The organism is Pseudarthrobacter sp. CC4 (assembly GCF_048957775.1).
Classification (GTDB): domain Bacteria; phylum Actinomycetota; class Actinomycetes; order Actinomycetales; family Micrococcaceae; genus Arthrobacter.
Genome location: NZ_JARCCZ010000013.1, coordinates 66,586 through 83,908, shown reverse-complemented (window position 1 = coordinate 83,908; position 17,323 = coordinate 66,586). Strand labels below are relative to the sequence as shown.

15 protein-coding genes and 1 tRNA gene are annotated in these 17,323 nt (G+C 66.9%); 4 read left to right on the top strand and 12 right to left on the bottom strand.

Translation table 11 applies throughout. From position 1 onward, the window contains the following. Positions 1 to 2: 2 nt before the first annotated feature. Positions 3 to 527: a hypothetical protein gene (locus PV768_RS10260; RefSeq protein ID WP_421092968.1), complete on the top strand. Its 525-nt coding sequence runs from the start codon at positions 3 to 5 to the stop codon at positions 525 to 527. A 26-nt stretch (positions 528 to 553) separates the two neighbouring features. Here PV768_RS10260 and PV768_RS10255 read toward each other — a convergent pair whose 3' ends face one another. The 5 genes from PV768_RS10255 to galU all read right to left on the bottom strand — a co-directional run bounded on the left by PV768_RS10255 (position 554) and on the right by galU (position 4,309). Beyond that, the gene (locus PV768_RS10255) at positions 554 to 1,318 is read right to left on the bottom strand and encodes a PKD domain-containing protein (protein WP_321214014.1); all 765 of its coding nucleotides are present in this window, start codon (positions 1,316 to 1,318) and stop codon (positions 554 to 556) included. A gap of 231 nt (positions 1,319 to 1,549) precedes the next feature. Further along, positions 1,550 to 1,622, bottom strand: a tRNA-Ala gene (locus PV768_RS10250). Between the two features lie 130 nt (positions 1,623 to 1,752). Continuing rightward, on the bottom strand, positions 1,753 to 2,673 hold the full coding sequence (locus PV768_RS10245) for a hypothetical protein (RefSeq protein ID WP_421092989.1): 921 nt from the start codon (positions 2,671 to 2,673) through the stop codon (positions 1,753 to 1,755). Positions 2,674 to 2,778: 105 nt separating this feature from the next. Next, on the bottom strand, positions 2,779 to 3,399 hold the full coding sequence (locus PV768_RS10240; protein WP_157241666.1) for a GNAT family N-acetyltransferase: 621 nt from the start codon (positions 3,397 to 3,399) through the stop codon (positions 2,779 to 2,781). Positions 3,400 to 3,403: 4 nt separating this feature from the next. Continuing rightward, positions 3,404 to 4,309: a UTP--glucose-1-phosphate uridylyltransferase GalU gene (gene galU, locus PV768_RS10235; RefSeq protein ID WP_421092967.1), complete on the bottom strand. Its 906-nt coding sequence runs from the start codon at positions 4,307 to 4,309 to the stop codon at positions 3,404 to 3,406. Between the two features lie 79 nt (positions 4,310 to 4,388). Here galU and PV768_RS10230 point away from each other — a divergent pair, with 79 nt between their 5' ends. The 3 genes from PV768_RS10230 (at position 4,389) to cpaB (ending at position 6,278) form a co-directional block, all read left to right on the top strand. Then, on the top strand, positions 4,389 to 5,012 hold the full coding sequence (locus PV768_RS10230; protein ID WP_421092966.1) for a 5-formyltetrahydrofolate cyclo-ligase: 624 nt from the start codon (positions 4,389 to 4,391) through the stop codon (positions 5,010 to 5,012). 121 nt (positions 5,013 to 5,133) lie between these two features. Continuing rightward, positions 5,134 to 5,406, top strand: a complete 273-nt coding sequence (locus PV768_RS10225; RefSeq protein ID WP_321214016.1) for an FmdB family zinc ribbon protein — start codon at positions 5,134 to 5,136, stop codon at positions 5,404 to 5,406. Between the two features lie 104 nt (positions 5,407 to 5,510). After that, the gene (gene cpaB / locus PV768_RS10220) at positions 5,511 to 6,278 is read left to right on the top strand and encodes a Flp pilus assembly protein CpaB (RefSeq protein WP_421092965.1); all 768 of its coding nucleotides are present in this window, start codon (positions 5,511 to 5,513) and stop codon (positions 6,276 to 6,278) included. Positions 6,279 to 6,363: 85 nt separating this feature from the next. Here cpaB and PV768_RS10215 read toward each other — a convergent pair whose 3' ends face one another. The 7 genes from PV768_RS10215 to PV768_RS10185 form a co-directional block, all read right to left on the bottom strand. Continuing rightward, positions 6,364 to 10,521 carry a DUF4011 domain-containing protein gene (locus PV768_RS10215; RefSeq protein WP_421092964.1) on the bottom strand — a complete coding sequence of 1,386 codons (4,158 nt, stop codon included), beginning with the start codon at positions 10,519 to 10,521 and terminating at the stop codon, positions 6,364 to 6,366. Positions 10,522 to 10,651: 130 nt separating this feature from the next. Then, entirely contained in the window at positions 10,652 to 12,247 is a 1,596-nt protein-coding gene (gene guaA / locus PV768_RS10210; protein WP_421092963.1) for a glutamine-hydrolyzing GMP synthase, read from the bottom strand. A 90-nt stretch (positions 12,248 to 12,337) separates the two neighbouring features. Beyond that, complete coding sequence (locus tag PV768_RS10205) at positions 12,338 to 12,892, bottom strand: DUF3817 domain-containing protein (protein WP_421092962.1); 555 nt, start codon at positions 12,890 to 12,892, stop codon at positions 12,338 to 12,340. Then, positions 12,889 to 13,725: an SURF1 family protein gene (locus tag PV768_RS10200; RefSeq protein WP_421092961.1), complete on the bottom strand. Its 837-nt coding sequence runs from the start codon at positions 13,723 to 13,725 to the stop codon at positions 12,889 to 12,891. The genes PV768_RS10205 and PV768_RS10200 overlap by 4 nt, the downstream gene beginning before the upstream one ends. 107 nt (positions 13,726 to 13,832) lie before the next feature. Continuing rightward, positions 13,833 to 14,321 carry a PTS sugar transporter subunit IIA gene (locus PV768_RS10195; RefSeq protein WP_157241660.1) on the bottom strand — a complete coding sequence of 163 codons (489 nt, stop codon included), beginning with the start codon at positions 14,319 to 14,321 and terminating at the stop codon, positions 13,833 to 13,835. Between the two features lie 41 nt (positions 14,322 to 14,362). Continuing rightward, entirely contained in the window at positions 14,363 to 16,102 is a 1,740-nt protein-coding gene (locus PV768_RS10190; RefSeq protein ID WP_157241659.1) for a glycerol-3-phosphate dehydrogenase/oxidase, read from the bottom strand. Between the two features lie 75 nt (positions 16,103 to 16,177). Further along, entirely contained in the window at positions 16,178 to 17,314 is a 1,137-nt protein-coding gene (locus PV768_RS10185; RefSeq protein ID WP_321214022.1) for a GuaB3 family IMP dehydrogenase-related protein, read from the bottom strand. Positions 17,315 to 17,323: the final 9 nt, after the last annotated feature.

Genomic DNA, 17,323 nt, shown 5'->3' with positions numbered 1-17,323 from the left:
GCATGGAATCGCGGTCACAGCCTCCAGCCCTCCGGGAAGGCCGCATTATTGTTCCCGGCAGCAGCCGCCAGTTGGCTGCCTACGGCCTGTTCCGTCCGCAGCCCGACCGGCACCGGGCTCTCCCATCCGGTTCCAGTACGTTCGATGCCAAGGCCCTGGAGCCTGACCTGCTGTGGATCAGCTTTGACGAACTCTGCGCGCCGGGCACGTCGGCGGAGGACTACTCCGTCCTGGCGGCCGGTCCGGAGCTGTGCGTTATTGACGGCGTGCCAGCACCGGAACCTGCGGACGCAGGGTCCCGGGCTGAGGCCTGGGAGCAGTTCGCCGCCGTTCTTGCCGTCCTCGCGGCCAGGAATGCGACGCTTTTTGTTGTCGGCACCGGGCCCATGGACTGGGCGGCCGCCGCCTCTGGCGCCGCGGACGCCCGGCTGCGTGCCTCCCTTGCCGGCATCGACCGGCTCCTGGCGGGCCTTGGGAGGGTTGAATCGGACGAGGCCATCGCCGTTGAGGGCGTTTCAGGGAGTTAGGCAGGGGAACTCCCTGCCGGAGCCTGCTACTTTGCCGCCGGCAGCGTGGTGCCAGCGCGCCGCCCGACCTCCATGCCCGCGGTCAGGCCGAAGATTTCGACGCTCACGTCCTCGTCCCTTTGGATGTCTGTAACCGTGACGGAGCGTGCCGTCTTTTCGATCCGGCCGACCGGCATGCCGTTGATCGCGACAGCCCAAGAGTCAGCGGCCGGGTCATCGGACTCCCAGGTGACCTTGATTGTGCTGATTCCATTCACCGTGGTCAGGGCCTCGGCCTGGACATTTCCCGGCGGGGCCAGTTGCTGATGGAACGGCTTCGTGCTGACGTGAACGGGGACCCGGAGGACGTGGGTGCTGCCGATCGGGTTCGAGACCCGCAGCGCCAGTTCTCCCTCGAATTCATCCTCATAGGTGTGCTTGTAGGCCGGCCCGGTGGTCGTCGCATCGTAAGTGCCGTCGCCGTCGAAGTCCCACTCGTACTTGCTGATCGCACCGACGGACCCGGAGGCGTCGAAGGTGATCTCCATGCCTGGTGCGGCGTAGTAGCCGTTGATAGGAAACCTGGCCTCGACGCCGTTGTTCTTGCCCAGCGGGATGACGGTGACCTGCAGCGGAGAGTCACCGCCCTGGCCGGTCGGCGGGCTGGCCTGGGGGGAGGCGGTGGCTGCAGGGGCCGGAGGAGGGGCTGCCGGGGTTACCTCCGGTCCGTACAGGGCACCGGGGCCTTCGGCACAGGCGCTGAGCATGAGCGCAAGCCCACTGGCCGCCAGAACTGCTGCGTTCCTGTTCATCGATCTCCCCATTGATCTTTTCCTTCAGGAAGAAGCATGCCCAGATAATGGCCGGTTGCGCTACGGGGGCGGCAACAAGATTGCCGCAATAAAGTCTGTGCCTACAGCCAGGCGCCCAAGGCGTGGCGTGCTCCAGCCTTGACCAGGCGTTCGGCGTCGTGTCCCAGGTCCAGGTTGAGCAAGAAAGTGCCTATCGAAACAGCACGATGGCCAGGAAACTCCTTCAAACGGTGGAGCTAAGGGGATTCGAACCCCTGACCTCTTCGATGCGAACGAAGCGCTCTACCAACTGAGCTATAGCCCCGGAACCATCCGCCCCTGCAGGTGCGGCACCGGTGACCCTAGGCTACAAATTTTCCGGGGAGAATGCCAAACCGCCATGCCGACCCCGGCTCACGGGAACTGCCGCGGGTGGCCTGTCCGCACTGCCCGGGTCAGGCGCGGCGGCGCTGCAGGACGTCGTCGAGATTGCTGAGGGCGCTCTGCGCCTTGGAAAGCTGGGGCCCGTCCGCGGCAGCAGTACCCGCCGGCGGCGCGGCGGCAGCACCTTGCTTCAGGGACGGCTTGCCAACAGCCTTGGGCGATTCGGGGAGCTCCAGGGGCTCGGGGTCAGGGCGCTCGGCCTTGGCTGCCTCAACATAAACGGGCTTGGGGACCTCTACGGGCTCCCACGTGGCAGACGCCGGTGCAGCGCCCGCGGCACCGGCTGCTGCGGCGCTCGGATCCCCCGCGGCGACCGCGACCGCAAGTGCAGCCTCGCGCAGTTCCACTGCGGTCAGCGGCTTTACCTTTGGCTGGTGCGCCTCGGCGTCGAAAAGCGGGTTGTCCGGCCTGGCCGGCGCTGCTTCAGGCCTCGGCGGGACATTCCCGGCAGCCTTGGACTGCCGGGTCGGCGCGGTCATCGCGGACCGGAAGGCTGCGTTGACCTTGGCTCTCCTGTCCCGGACAGCCAGCCAACGCAGGAGGACCACGGATCCGGCGGTAAGTCCGAGGCACGCCAACGGAAGAACGGGAGCGCCCAGCCCGAAGAGGAGGAGCACTCCGGAAACGAATGCGGTGGCCAACGACAGCAGCCCGATGAGGGCGAGTGCCGTCCGGCCATAGCGTATGCGGAACTTGGCCCCGGCCGGCGTGCCGGCAGCAGCGGTCCCGGGTCCGGCGCTCTTCCTGGTGTCCATGGCTTTCTCCTGCTGGGCGGCAACGTTCATAACCAAAACGGCTGGCGATTCCGGTGTTTCATCGGCTGCGGCGTCTGCCAGGAAATCGCCGGCGGGCTGGAACTGGTGCCTGCGGTTCCGGAGGACGTAGGGCGCAACCCACACAATCCAGAGCACAACGGCAACCACAAGGATCACTGAGCTGCTAAGGGGGAAGTCCACACTCAAAACCGTATGAGCATCCGGCCCGCTGCGGCAGCATTAGCTGCGGTGTGTCGTGGCGCAGACGGCAATTCACTGGATTTATGACCGGTGTGAGGCAAGCCACGGCCTAAGTAGTCCCTCCGGGACCTCTTCAGACGTCAAGGCAAACGAGCGGTGGTCGGCCCATTCACCGTTGATGTGGAGGTAGCGCGGCCGGTAGCCTTCGTCCCGGAACCCGAGTTTCTCCACCACCCGGAGGCTGGGTCCGTTCTCTGGCCTGATGTTGATTTCCATCCGGTGCAGGCCCAAGGTCTTGAAGCAATGGTCCGTCACCATGGCGACGGCGGTGGGCGCGATGCCGCGGCCCGCACAGGCCTGGTCCACCCAGTAGCCGAGGGTTGCCATCATGGCCGAGCCCCAAACGATCGACGATACGGTCAGCTGGCCAACAATGGGCGGCTTGACGCTGCCGGGCCGCCTCTCGGTGATGAGGAAGGGCAAAGCCGTTGCCTGGGCCGCCTGCGCCTTCAATGACCGGACCATCTGCCGGTAGTCCGGCAGGCCGCCGGATGGATCCGGGTTGGATGCTTCCCACGGCGCCAGCCACTGGCTGTTGCGGGACCTGACTTCCGTCCATTCCTTCTTGTCCCGGTACCGGATGGGCCGCAGGACCAGATCCCCGCATTCCAGGGTCACGGGCCAGATGGGACCAGGGCGCATGGCGCTACTTGGACAGGCCGGCGGTGAAGCCGGGCAGCCATTCCCGCAGGCCGGGGCCGAGGTCCTCGCTGTCAATGGCCAGCTGGACGCAGGCCTTGAGGTAGCTGAGCTTGTCCCCGGTGTCGTAACGCCGCCCCCGGAACACGACGCCGTAGACACCGTGCCCTTCGCCGTCACCGGTGGCCAGTTCCTGGAGGGCGTCTGTCAGCTGGATTTCGCCGCCCCGTCCCGGCCCGGTGCGCTCAAGGACGTCGAAGACGGCCGGATGGAGTACGTAACGGCCAATCAGCGCCAGGTTGGAGGGCGCTTCCTCCGGGCTCGGCTTCTCCACGAGCCGGTTGACCCGCACGTATGATTCGCCGTCGATCGGTTCGATGTCAGCGCAGCCGTAGGCGCTGATCTGCGAGGGTTCCACTTCGATCAGCGCGACGACGGAACCACCGGTTTTGGCCTGGACATCAATCATGGTGCTGAGCAGTTCGTCCCGGGCATCGATCAGGTCATCGCCCAGCAGCACGGCGAAGGCTTCGTCGCCAACGTGCTGCTTCGCGCGGAGTACGGCATGGCCCAGTCCGTGCGGGTCCCCCTGCCGGACGTAGTGGATGTCACCCAGGTTGCTCGCAGCCTGGATGGACGCCAGCTTCTCGATATCCCCCTTGCCTTCAAGGGCGGACTCCAGGGACGGCACACGATCGAAGTGGTCTTCCAGCGCCCGCTTGTTCCGCCCGGTGATCATCAGGACATCGTTGAGGCCGACGTTCACGGCTTCCTCAACCACGTACTGGATGGCAGGCTTGTCCACAACGGGAAGCATTTCCTTGGGCATCGCCTTGGTCGCCGGCAGGAACCTGGTGCCAAGTCCGGCGGCAGGAATGACAGCTTTGCGTACTCTCGGATTACTGGTAGTCACCGGACTAATCTAACGTCAGCGTCAAGCATTCAGTAATCAGGGGATGGCCGACGCCATGCGGCAGCTACGGAGGAAACACATGACGCTTGAGGATTCAAAGGCGGCCAAGGACGAGATACGTGCTGCCCATCGCCGCCGTCGTGCTTTGCTTACACTCCAGGAGCGGCAGGATGCCGGGGAAGCCTTGGCGAAGCACGGGGCAGCGTGGGCAGATTCGGTAACCCGGGGGAAGGCAGCGACGGTCTGCGCCTACCTCGGAGTCGGGGCGGAACCGCCCACGCTGCCGCTGATCGCGGCCCTCCACGACGCCGGCCACAAAGTCCTGCTTCCCGTCTGCGAGCCGGGGCGGGAGCTGAAGTGGGTCTTCTGGGCGCCGGGCGTGGATCTGGTGACGAGCAGGTTTGCCCCCATCCTGGAGCCCGTGGGGACACGGCACGAAATTGAGGTGGCCGGGGAAGCTGCCGCCCTCTTCATCCCTGCCACCGCGATTGACCTCGCGGGCAGCAGGGTAGGCCAGGGCGGAGGTTACTACGACAAGTTCCTGGGCCACCTCGAATCAGCCGGGAAGCATATTCCGCTGGCCGCGGTGATCTACGACGGGGAACTGCTGCCTGCCGGCAGGATTCCGGTGGAGGCATTCGACCGGCCGGTGCCTGGCGTCGTGCTTCCCTCCGGGTTCCGGAGCCTGGCGGACGCCGCCTGACCGGGGAAGTCCCCGCGTACGAGGATGGTAGAATTAGCACTCAGGCCCTGCGACTGCTAATGGACATCCATAATCCAGAGGCAGTCCGGGACCTCTCGTTTGCCCAAGAGGAGGAGCACCAGTGCCAACGTATGCGTACGCCTGCAAGGATTGCGGCCATGCCTTTGACATCGTCCAGTCGTTCTCGGACAGCTCTCTGTCGTCGTGCCCTGAGTGCCAGGGTACCCTGCGCAAGAAGTTCAACAGCGTGGGCGTTGTCTTCAAGGGTTCCGGCTTCTACCGCACAGACTCCCGGGATGCCAAGGGCAGCACGGCTTCTGCCGCTCCCGCTGCCTCGGCGGCAACGCCTGCGGCTGCACCAGCTGCTCCGGCTCCGGCTGCTGCCGCCAGCTGATCCACGTTCCGCGGTCCAGGCTGCTGCCTGGCAGCTGACTGCGTTGTCCACATAGCTGCCGGCGCCCCTGCCGCGGCCGCCATGCGCGGCTTTAGCGTGGGCACATGCCTGCACACGGACAGCAACACCGGGTTGTATCAAGCGCGTCGCACGGACCTGGGCTCCCCGGGGCTTTACGGCGCAGTGGCGCCCACGGCGGGAGCCGCGCCGCCGGCCACAACGCACGCCGCCGCCCGCCGGCCCGCTTTGCCTCCTGGCTGAGCCGCAACAGGCGGCTGGCCGCCGCGCTGCTCCTTTGCGCCGTAGCCGCCATCACCGTCCAGCAACTTACGCCGGCACCGGTCTACACGGTGCCTGCGCTCGCCGCAGCCCGCGACCTTCCCGCCGGCACAGCCATGGCGGCTGCGGACCTCGCCTCTGTCCAGGTACCGCCGGGCATGCTGGCCGACGGATTCCTCAACGGACCGGGCGAGGCGGCCGGGAAACAACTCGCGGCGCCGCTGCGCAAGGGACAGCTGCTCACGGATGCCCAACTGCTTGGTCCGGGGCTGCTCGCCGGCACTCCCCCAGGGTCAGCGGCTGTTCCCCTTCGCATGGCGGATCCATCGTCCATCCAGCTCGTCTCCCCAGGGCAGCTCGTGAACGTGGTGCTAACGGCAGCCGGCGGCTACGACCAGCAGGAGCCACCGGAGGTCCTGGCTTCAGGGGTTCCGGTGTTGTGGACTTCCGGTCAGGGCGGGCAAGGCGGCCAGTGGCTGGGCACGGCGGAGACGGACGGACTCATAGTGGTGGCCGCCAATCCGGAACAGGCGGTTCGGCTCGCCGGCGCCTCCACCCAGGGAAAGCTGTTTTTCGTCCTGGTGGGGCCGTAGCCCTGCGAGCGATGGTCCGGGCCGGCGCGCAGCCACAGCGCCAGCCTCCACGGACGCAGGCTCCTGCCCCGGCTGCGATCCTGCCTCAGCCCCAGTGCGGGGGTTTCTGTTCCTTCAGCCACGCATCGTGGTCGTCGTCTTCGCGGTCGCCCCAGCCCCGGGCTTCGTCTTCCGCCGCCTTGTTCGGCAAGGCAGACGTGCCCGGCAGGGCGGCCGTGCCCGGGGTGGATGCGCTGCCGGGAACGGGGCCGCCCTCCTGGTCCTGCCCGGCTGCAGCTTCTGCGGCGACGGACGGCTCGGTGTCCGAAGAGTCGTTCTTCTCGTGATCCGGGGCCATGGCACCCGCCTCCTTGCTGTCCAGGCGTTCGGCCTGTGCTGGTTCATGGTCCGATGCCGCGCGCCGGGACACGGCATCGATTCCGTTGAGCGCCTGGTCCACGTCATCGTCCAGGAAGGCGATGGATGTGGACGTCCGCCCGGAGAGCGCGTTCTTTTCGAGGCCGAGGTATCCTGCGATGCGGTCGGCGCAGGCGGACGGATCCGTGAACACCTCGATGGTCCACAGCGGCATGTAGCGCCAGCCGAGGCGCTCCAGCAGCTGGGGGCGCAGCCGGCTCCGCTCCCGGACGCTCAGGGCGCGGTACTGTTCGGTGCCATCCGATTCAATCGCCACAGGCCAGGGGAGGTCGGCATCCTCCTGGCCCATGGTGCTCAGCGGATCTGCGGCAGCCACCACGTCGATGGCGCCGTCATACTGGTGCCACACCCGGGCGCCCCGGGCGCGCAGGCGGTCTCCAAGGTCAGCCACCAGAGGATCGGCCCCAAGGGCCTGCTCGCTGGCCGCGGCCCGCGAGGCCGGAGTTCCGAGGTCCGTGTTTCCCGCAATCTCACGGTCAAGGAGCGAGTAGAGGTCCACGGCGCCGTGCGTCAGCCTGGTGTGGTCCAGGTCCTCGGGCCGGAAGCAGGTGAGAACGTGCATCGACCTGCGGGCGCGGGTCATGGCCAGTGCGAACTTCTCCCGGCCGCCCTCGGCGGAGAGGGGCCCGAAGTTGTGCAGGGCCCGCCCGTGCGGTGTGCGGCCAAAGCCGGGCGAGAAGATGACATGGTCGCGTACCAGCCCTTGGGCCCGTTCAAGATCGACAACGCGGAATGACTCGGGGCCGGCTCCGAAGAAGCCCGCCAGGGCCGGGTAGTTGGGCAGCTGGAGCCGGATGGATTCCCCGATCCTGGCCGCATGGCGGAGGCTTGCCGTGACCACGGCCAGCGACGTACGCGGGCGCAGCCGGGCGTGCTCGAAGACCAGCTGGACCACGCGGTTGACTTCCGCCACCACGGATTCCACGCCCTCATGGTCTGCACTGGGCAAGCCGGTGCCGTCCGGCAGGTACTCCACCAGCAGCGACCGGTCCAGTCCCGTGGCGGACTGACCCTCCGGGAGCCGGCGGAGGCCGCCGTCGTAAAAGTTCTTGCTCAGCTGCAGCACGAGGTCCTCATCCACCGCCCGGTAGACGAAGTTGAGCCGCCACACCGGAAGTACCCTGGACAAGGCACCAAAGGCGCTCTCCACCCGCTGGTGCGCCGATTCGCCAGGCGCCAGGCGCTCGACGCCGACAGTAAACGTGCGGGGGCTGGCGATGCGGGAGTCGCCGAAGGCAATGACCTGCCTGGCGCGGGCGATGGACGGCAGCACCGCCTGGAGCGACGTCGCCTCGGCGTCCAGGATGACCACCGCGTCAAAGCGCTGCTCCGCCGGCAGCAGGCCGGTCATGAGATAGGGGCTCACGGACCAGACCGGCACCAGGGTTCCGATCAGTTCAGGCGCCTGCGCCGTCAGCGACGGCAGCGACACCCTGCCATCCTTGAGCAGGCTCCGGAGGAGATCCGCTTGGCGGGGGTGCGCGGCGATGGCGCCGCGCCACCGCTCGGCGAGGTCCCAGCGGAGGCGGGCGGCGCCGCTGGCAATGTGGGCGTTGTCCGCAAGGCGGTACTCGGCCTCCAGCTTCCGCAGCGCGTCGCCGTCGGACATGGCCAGATAGTCGTCGCCGCTGATCATCGCTTCAAGGGCGGACTGCCACCATGCCAGCTCAAGTTCGGCCCCCACGGAGCCTGCGGGAACCTCGCGCTCGGCGAGGTCGGCGAGGAGCTCACCGAGCCCGTGCTCGCGCATGTTCTCAACCAGCAGGGTGCGCTCGGGCAGTGTCTTCAGTGTGTCGGTGTCCGCCACCAGCCGTCCAAGGCGTTCCATGAGCTCTTCGTAGCGCACGGCAGCCAGGGAACCGCCGGCCTCCGTGTGCCGCAGGGCCTCACCCAGGCGGGCCAGGTCGCCGTCCAGCGAACGGTACATCGCGTTCATCTCGGCGAGCCCGGACGGCACGGCGGGATGCCGCTGCGTGGTCGCATAGCCTGCCCACAGCGCCCGCTGCTCCTGCACCAGCAGCAGGGAGGTGTGAAGGTCGGCAATGTGAACCCCGGGCCGTACGTACTCCTTCGCGACCCTGCGCAGCCTTGAACGCTGCATGGAGGTCATCTCAATGCCGCGCTCCTTGCGCCAGGCCGAGGGCGCGGTGGCGGAAATGAGGTCCGTGACCGGGCGGTCGAAGATGTCCGGCGTGAACTTGTCCAGGCTGCCCCGCACCGCCACCAGGAGCTCAAGCTGCTCGCCCCACTCCGCAAAGGAGGCACCCAGCCGGATTTCCGCGTGCTCGGCAACCGCCTCCATGCGGTCGCGCAGCGCAGGCAGGCTCTTCTCCACGGAGCGGACCAGTTCCTGCGCTTCCTCGGTCTCTTTGCGCGTCAGCAGCCGGGCGCCATGCCACGGGCTGGTGGTGGAGGCCTTGCTGAAGCTGCCCAGCTCAGCTGCCCGGCGGAGCCTGCCTGCAAGCTCGTCACGGTCCCGGATGCTGTCCAGGACGCTCCGCTTCAGCCGGACGGTGGTGGCCGGGGCAGGGTGGATGGAGGTGAGCTCCGCCAGCGACTGCATGGCCTGGTACGGGGAGCAGCCCCACCGCTGCCTGACGTTGTGGAGCGAGGCCACGTGGTCCATCAGGGCGTGGCGGTGCTCCGTGAGGGTGTTGTGGAGATTTCCCAGCTGGGGTTCAAGCGACTTTTCGTTGCGGACGATGGCCCGGACCAGCTGGGCTTTCAGCTGCTGGGCGGTGACGTTTCCGGACAGCTGGAAGAGGATGGACTCCAGGCCCAGGCCCTCCAGCTGGCCGGATACTTCGTTGAGGCTGGCGCGGCGGTCCCCCACCACCAGGACGGTTTTTCCGGCATCCACCAACGCACCGATGGTGTTGATGGCGGTCTGGGTCTGGCCGGTGCCCGGCGGGGTCCTGACCACCAGGGAATCCCCGGCACGGGCAGCGTCTATGACGTACTGCTGATCCGTGTCCGCGTCCAGCAGGAGCAGTTCGTCCTGGGGGTGCCTGCTGTCCAGGGGAGGGAAGCGTGAGGGATCCGGCTCCTCGACGTCCACCATTTCGCCTCCGCCCGCGGTGGCCAGCGCGGAGATGAGCGGGTTGGAGTCGTTGATCCACGGGTCATCCAGGTTGCCCGAGAGGTCCGCGAAGGTTGAAACCAGCAGGTTGTGCTGGGCTTCTGCGCCGTGGATGGGCCTGATCAGCGTGCCCAGCCGGTCCAGGACGGGCTGCGGATCGAAGCGGGCCGTGCTGTACGCAAGCCGGGTGACGGCGTTGACGTCGAAGACAATGCCGTGGATGTTCTTCAGGTGCCGCACCAGGGCGGGGTTGATGTGCGCCTGCTCGGTCAGCTGGAGTTCGTAGTCGTCCTCCCCCGGCCGGACGGTCAGGGAAATGGCCGTGAGCATGACCGGCGCCGAGACGCGCTGGGGCTTGCCGCCGACGGCGGACGTCCACACCACGGTGCCTGCGGAGAGGTAGCCAGCGTCAATGCCGCGCTCATTGGAAAGCTCGAAGATCTTAGACCTGATGTTCCGGGATGCCCTGGCTGCGACGACGTACTGCTGGCGGTCCCGGATCAGGGTGGACAGCCGCGTCTTGCGTCCGGCCATGAGCTGGGCCAGCCCGGACGGGTGGGCGTGTGTCAGATCGATGGAACCTTCGGGAGTCTTGGTGAAGCGCAGCATTGTGTCCGCCCCGGTGACGGGTTTAAGCCCGGACAGCCATTTGCGGAGCTCCTCGGAGCCCTCCGGGTGGCCTTGACCAACTGACACTACTGCCTTCTTTTCTGCGCTTGCACGTGACGTCCTGGACCATACGAGCATAGGTTCGAGAGTAGCCGCTTAGGCGGCGGGACTGAGAGACCGCAACACTGCGCGCCCCGAAATTCCGGAGGATTTCACCCCGGAACACCAGTGGCCGGCCTCCCTTGACGGAGGCCGGCCACTCAGGATGCTACTCCCACTCGATGGTTCCCGGCGGCTTGCTGGTGACGTCGAGCACCACGCGGTTGACGCCTTCCACCTCGTTGGTGATGCGGTTGGAGATCCTGGCCAGCAGTTCGTACGGAAGCCGGGACCAGTCCGCCGTCATGGCGTCCTCGGAGGAGACGGGGCGGAGCACGATGGGGTGGCCGTAGGTGCGGCCGTCACCCATGACTCCGACGCTGCGCACGTCAGCCAGCAGCACCACGGGCATCTGCCAGACCTCGTTGTCCAGGCCCGCGGCGGTCAGCTCGGCGCGCGCGATGGCGTCGGCCTTGCGCAGCAGGTCAAGGCGCTCCTTGGTGACCTCGCCGACGATCCGGATCCCGAGGCCGGGGCCGGGGAAGGGCTGGCGACCCACGATTTCCTGGGGCAGGCCCAGCTGTGCACCCACGGCGCGGACTTCGTCCTTGAAGAGTGCCCGAAGCGGTTCGACGAGCTCGAACTGCAGGTCCTCGGGCAGGCCGCCCACGTTGTGGTGGCTCTTGATGTTCGCTGCGCCCTCGCCACCGCCGCTTTCGACGACGTCCGGGTAGAGGGTTCCCTGGACCAGGAACTTGATCTTCTCGCCATGGGCGGCGGCCTCGGCGATGATGGTCAGTTCGGCTTCCTCGAACGCGCGGATGAACTCGCGGCCGATGATCTTGCGCTTGGTTTCGGGATCGCTGACGCCGGCAAGCGCGGACAGGAAGCGCTCCTGCTCGTTCGCGACATACAGCTTCACGCCGGTGGCGGCCACGAAGTCGCGCTCCACCTGCTCGGCTTCGCCTTCGCGCAGCAGTCCGTGGTCCACGAACACACAGGTCAGCTGGTCACCGACGGCGCGCTGCACCAGGGCTGCGGCGACGGCGGAATCCACGCCGCCGGAGAGGCCGCAGATGACCCTCGCATCACCGATCTGCTTCCGGATCCGCTCCACCTGCTCCTCGAGGATGTTCCCGGTGGTCCAGTTGGGCTCGATCCGGGCACCCTTGAAGAGGAAGTTTTCCAGGACCTGCTGGCCGTAGGCGGAGTGCTTTACCTCGGGGTGCCACTGCACGCCGAACAGGCCCTTCTCCTCGTTGGCGAAGGCAGCCACTTCGGCGCCCGCCGTCGTCGCCAGCACTTCAAAGCCTTCCGGGGCCTCGTGGACGGAGTCGCCGTGGCTCATCCAGGTGTTCTGGTGCTGGGGCATGCCTTCCAGGACCGAGCGGCCTTCACCGATGATGGTGGTCTGGGTTGAGCCGTACTCGCGCAGCCCGGTCTTGTCCACCTTGCCGCCGAGGGCGTTCGCCATGGCCTGGAAGCCGTAGCAGATGCCGAAGACCGGGACCCCGGCCTCGAAGAGGTCGGCACCGACGCTCGGGGCCCCGTCAGCGTAAACGCTGGAGGGGCCGCCGGACAGGATGATGGCGGCGGGGTTCTTGGCCAGGAGCTGCTCGGTGGTGTAAGTATGCGGAACCACTTCCGAATACACGTTTGCTTCCCGGACGCGGCGGGCAATCAGCTGCGCGTACTGGGCACCGTAGTCAACAACCAGCACCGGCTTCTGGGAAGTCTGGGATGCAGTGGGAGTAGTCACCGTCATAGCCTACTTTGCGCCGTTGCGCCGGCGCACCTTGAGAAGCGGTGCTGTGACGGAGCAGACTCCCCGGCGGGCAGCCCCGGCCATTGCCGGTCAGTAGCGCCGGGGTGCCTGGGGGTTGGCGGCCAGCTCCGCCTCAACCTCGGCGTGGACTTTCTTTTCCACGATGAAGGAGAGGAAGGGAACCACGCCGCCCAGTGCCAGCAGGACCAGTTTGAGGAACGGCCAGCGCATTAGGGACCAGAGCCGGAAGTTGGAGATCAGGTACACCACGTACATCCAGCCGTGCACAATCAGGACGGCCACGGACAGGTTGACGCCTCCCAGCACACCCGGAGGCTCCGCATCGGCAAAACCGAAGCCGAAAGGCTGCCCGGTGACGGCATTGGTGCCACCGGCAAACAGGTACTGCCCGAAGCCGTACCGGGCGGCCAGTTCGGCGCAGAGCAGCAGCAGCATGGTGCCGGTCAGGTACGCGAGCACTTTGTAGAACTTCAGGGCAGAGCGGATCTGGGCCTCAGTCCCGCCGAAGCGCCGCTTCCTGCCGGCGGACTTTCCTGCCGGGCTGGTGCCTGTGTTGGTGCCTGTGTTGGTGCCCGTGTTACTGCCTGCGGCGGTGGCGGGGTTGGCCGGTTTCGGGTCGATCATGGCTGTACCTTTTGCTGGTTGTGTTCGGGATGCAGGGTGTCTTCGTCTTCTTCCTCAAGGCTGTCCTCGAGGTCGCGGTGGTAGTCGTCCTTGACGAGCCGCCACCAGATGAAGAGGGCAAAGCCGGCGAAGACCACCCATTCGAGGGAGTAGAAGAGATTGAGCCAGTTGATCTGCTGGGCCGGCGGCTGCGGGCCGATGTTCAGGGGAAGGAGCTCGCCGGGCACGGCAGCCGGGCTGACGTCCTCACCGCCCGTTATTTCCGCGGTGGCGGCGACGAAACCGGGGTAGCTGCTGACCTCCCAGTAGTTGATCAGCTCAGCCACGGAAACCGCGGTGGCTTCTCCCGGCTGGGGTGCCGTTCCCGGCACGGGCGCCTCGGACGGCAGGAGCCGCCCCGTCAGTTGGAGGATGCCCGACGGCGGCGCTGGAGCAGCCGCACGGTCCGCCACCCAGCCGCGGGCCACCGGGATCCACGTCTGGGGTGAGGCGGCAACGCCGCTCAGCGTGGGTGCGCCGGAGACGGCAAAGGCGGTAACTACCCAGTAGCCTGGCCTGCCGTCGTGAAGCCGACCGGGAACCAGCAGCTGCTTTGCGGGATCATAGGATCCCTCTGCCGAAACCATCTGGTCGGCATCCGTTCCGTGGAAGAACTCGCCGGGCTGCAGGGTTTCAGTGAGGGGCTGGACCTGTTCGGTGGCGGGGTTGGCGGGGATTTCGGGCCTGGTGGACCGCCCGAACTGCCACTGGCTCAGCAGCACGAAGACCCCGGAGATGGCGATCGCGAAGACAAAACCGGCGATCCATCGGGGCTTAAGGGCTGTTTTCCACACGTCTTAACCGTACTTCGTGCCGCTGTAGAACAACTAAACGCCGGGACGGCGGCAGGAACCGCACCGGACGGTCGGTCCCGGTGGCCCGGGTGGTTGGCTGGGGCTGCCTAGTGATCGAAGAACACCAGGCTCGAGTTGATGAGCTCCGCAATCACCTCAGGATCGTAAGCCCGGCGCAGCGACTCCCGGAACGACTCCTTGGACAGCGACCGGGCCAAGGTTGCCAGGACTTCGAGGTGGTCCGAGAAGGAACTCGCGGGGGTGGCGATCAGCAGGATCACGGTAGCGGGACCGTCCGCCGCGCCAAAGTCCAGGGCATGTCCGTACTTGGCGATGCCGACGGCAATGGACGTGCGGGAAACAAACTCGCTGCGGGCGTGCGGAAGGCCAATCCCGCCGGGAAGCCCTGTGGCCAGCTGGTGTTCCCGGGCATTCACATGCTTGAGGAATCCGTCCAGGTCCGAAATCCGCCCGGCGGCATACAGCCGCTTGGCGAGTTGCGTGGCGGCATCAGCCTTGTCCGTTGCCTCCAGCTCCAGGATCACCATTTCGGGCGTGGTGAGCCCGGCATCGTACCGGTCAAGTGGTTCCGCCAAGGCGTGTCCCTTCGGTCAGGAGTGCTGTTGCCGTGGACCCCTCAGCGCAAGGGCACGATGTCTTCCACGCCCAGGCGGGCGGCGTCTGCGGATTCGTCGTCCGGCTGTTGCTGGCTGAGGCGTTCGGCCTCCACCCGTGCGATGTAGTGCCGGACCTCGTTTTCGCGCTGTTCGTCACTCCAGCCAAGAACGTCACCCATTAGTTTAGCGACAACCGGCACGGCGGACACGCCGCGGTCCCACGCCTCGATGGAAATCCGGGTCCTTCGGGTCAGGACGTCGTGCACGTGCCGGGCACCCTCGTGGGTGGCGGCGTAGACGGCCTCGGCCTGGAGGTAGTCATCAGCGCCGGGAATCGGCTCAGCCATTGCCGGATTCTCCTCGATGATGGCCAGCACTTCATCGGTCATGGAGCCATAGCGGTTCAGCAGGTGCTCGATGCGGGCCACATGCACGCCGGATTCCTCCGCGGTGCGGTTGCGCCGGTTCCAGGCCGCCCTGAAGCCGCTTGCGCCCAGCAGCGGGATGGTCTCCGTGCAGCTGGGCGGAACCCGCTCGTCCATGGTGCGGGTGGCCTCATCCACCGCGTCCTTGGCCATCACGCGGTAGGTGGTCCACTTCCCGCCGGCCACCACCACAAGGCCCGGAACGGGATGGGCCACCACGTGTTCGCGGGACAGCTTGGCGGTGGAGTCGTTTTCCCCGGCCAGGAGCGGACGCAGGCCGGCGTAGACGCCCTCCACATCCTCCCGGGTCAGCGGCCGCTTGAGGACCTTGTTGACGTGTTCCAGGATGTAGTCGATGTCCTTGCTGGAGGCGGCCGGGTGGGCCTTGTCCAGGTTCCAGTCGGTGTCCGTGGTGCCGATGATCCAGTGCCGGCCCCAGGGAATCACGAACAGCACCGACTTTTCGGTGCGCAGGATCAGCCCCACCGTTGACTGGAAGCGGTCCCGCGGAACCACCAGGTGGATGCCCTTGGAGGCCCTGACCTTCAGCTGGCCGCGGTCGGTCACCATGGCCTGGGTTTCGTCCGTCCAGACGCCCGTGGCATTGATGACCTGCTTGGCGCGGATGTTGAACTGCGTCCCGTCCTCATGGTTGACCACCTTGGCCCCCACTACCCGTTCACCCTCGCGGAGGAAATCCACCACCTTCATCTGGTTGACGGCGTGGGCGCCATAGTAGGCGGCGGTCCGCACCAGGTTGGCGCAGTATTTGGCGTCGTCCACCTGGCCGTCGTAGTACCGGATGGAGCCAACGAAGGCATCGTTCTTGAGGCTGGGGGCGGCACGCAGGGTGCCCCGGCGGGTGAGGTGTTTATGGAACGGCACTCCCCTGCTGTGCCCGCTGGAGATGGACATGACGTCATACAACGCGATCCCGGCACCCACGTAGGGCCGCTCGATGAAGGGCTTGGTCAGCGGATACAGGAAAGGCACCGGCCGCGCGAGGTGGGGCGCCAGTTCCGAGAGCAGCAGCCCCCGCTCCTGCAAGGCCTCCTTCACCAGGCCGAAATCCAGCATTTCGAGGTAGCGGAGGCCGCCATGGATAAGCTTCGAGGACCTGGAGGACGTGCCTGCCGCCCAGTCGTTCGCCTCAACGATGCCCACCGTCAGGCCCCGCGTGACGGCGTCCAGCGCGGCTCCGGTGCCCACGATCCCGCCGCCAACAATGAGGATGTCCAGCTCCTGGCCGGGCTCCGAGGTCGCACGCAGCCGTTGGATGGATGCTTCCCTGGCTTCCGGGCCGAGTGCCCCGCCGTTAACAGGAAATCTCTTCATTGAACGCCTCCAGTGCCTCTCGTGCCGGTAGTAAAACCACCCTACTTGCTTGGGGCACGCTTGGGCAGGAGTCTGTCAGTTTCCGGCGTAAGGGGAAACCACGACGTCGACCCGCTGGAATTCCTTCAGGTCCGAGTAGCCGGTGGTCGCCATGGAGCGGCGCAATGCGCCGATGAGGTTGGAGGTTCCGTTGGTGTGGTGGCCCGGCCCGAACAGCACTTCCTCCAGCGGGCCTACAGTGCCCACGTTGGCGCGGTCGCCGCGGGGAAGTTCGAGGTGGTGGGCTTCCTGGCCCCAGTGCCATCCCTTGCCTGGCGCCTCCTCGGCCCGGGCCAGGGCGCTGCCGAGCATCACGGCGTCGGCTCCCATTGCGATCGCCTTGACGATGTCGCCCGAGGTGCCCATGCCGCCGTCGGCAATCACGTGGACATAGCGGCCGCCGGATTCGTCCATGTAGTCCCGACGTGCGGCGGCGACGTCGGAAATGGCGGAGGCCATGGGCGAGTGGATGCCCAGGGCGCGGCGGGTGGTGGTGGTGGCACCGCCGCCAAAGCCCACCAGGACACCGGCCGCGCCGGTGCGCATGAGGTGCAGGGCGGGCGTGTAGCCGGCCGCGCCGCCCACGATAACGGGGACGTCGAGTTCGTAGATGAACTGCTTGAGGTTCAGCGGCTCGTGGTCCTTGGAGACGTGCTCGGCGGATACGGTGGTGCCGCGGATGACGAAGATGTCGACGCCGGCGGCCACGACGGTCTTGTAGTGCTCCTGGGTGCGCTGCGGGGTGAGCGACCCCGCAACGGTCACTCCGGCCTCGCGGATCTCCGCCAGGCGGGACGTAATCAGTTCAGGCTGGATGGGCGCCTTGTACAGCTCCTGCATCCGCCCCGTCACAGCGGGGCTGTTGGTTTCATCCTCCAGCGCGCCGATCTCGTCCAGGATGGGCTGCGGGTCCTCGTAGCGGGTCCACAGGCCTTCGAGGTCAAGCACGCCGAGGCCGCCGAGCCGGCCCAGGGCAATGGCGGTCTGGGGCGACATGGCTGAATCCATCGGCGCCGCGATCACCGGCATGCTGAACTGGTAGGCGTCGATCTGCCAGGAGACGGAGACGTCCTTGGGGTCGCGGGTACGACGGTTAGGGACGATTGCAATGTCATCCAGGGAGTAGGCTCGACGCCCACGCTTGCCACGGCCGATCTCGATCTCGTAAGTCACTGCTCTAGG

Excerpts from the sequence above, each read along its gene's own strand:
- cpaB (WP_421092965.1), top strand. The coding sequence starts at position 5,511 with ATGCCTGCACACGGACAGCAACACCGGGTTGTATCAAGCGCGTCGCAC.
- guaA (WP_421092963.1), bottom strand. The coding sequence starts at position 12,247 with ATGACGGTGACTACTCCCACTGCATCCCAGACTTCCCAGAAGCCGGTG.
- PV768_RS10260 (WP_421092968.1), top strand. The coding sequence starts at position 3 with ATGGAATCGCGGTCACAGCCTCCAGCCCTCCGGGAAGGCCGCATTATT.
- PV768_RS10255 (WP_321214014.1), bottom strand. The coding sequence starts at position 1,318 with ATGAACAGGAACGCAGCAGTTCTGGCGGCCAGTGGGCTTGCGCTCATG.
- PV768_RS10205 (WP_421092962.1), bottom strand. The coding sequence starts at position 12,892 with ATGATCGACCCGAAACCGGCCAACCCCGCCACCGCCGCAGGCAGTAAC.
- PV768_RS10215 (WP_421092964.1), bottom strand. The coding sequence starts at position 10,521 with ATGCTCGTATGGTCCAGGACGTCACGTGCAAGCGCAGAAAAGAAGGCA.
- PV768_RS10230 (WP_421092966.1), top strand. The coding sequence starts at position 4,389 with ATGACGCTTGAGGATTCAAAGGCGGCCAAGGACGAGATACGTGCTGCC.
- PV768_RS10190 (WP_157241659.1), bottom strand. The coding sequence starts at position 16,102 with ATGAAGAGATTTCCTGTTAACGGCGGGGCACTCGGCCCGGAAGCCAGG.
- PV768_RS10240 (WP_157241666.1), bottom strand. The coding sequence starts at position 3,399 with ATGCGCCCTGGTCCCATCTGGCCCGTGACCCTGGAATGCGGGGATCTG.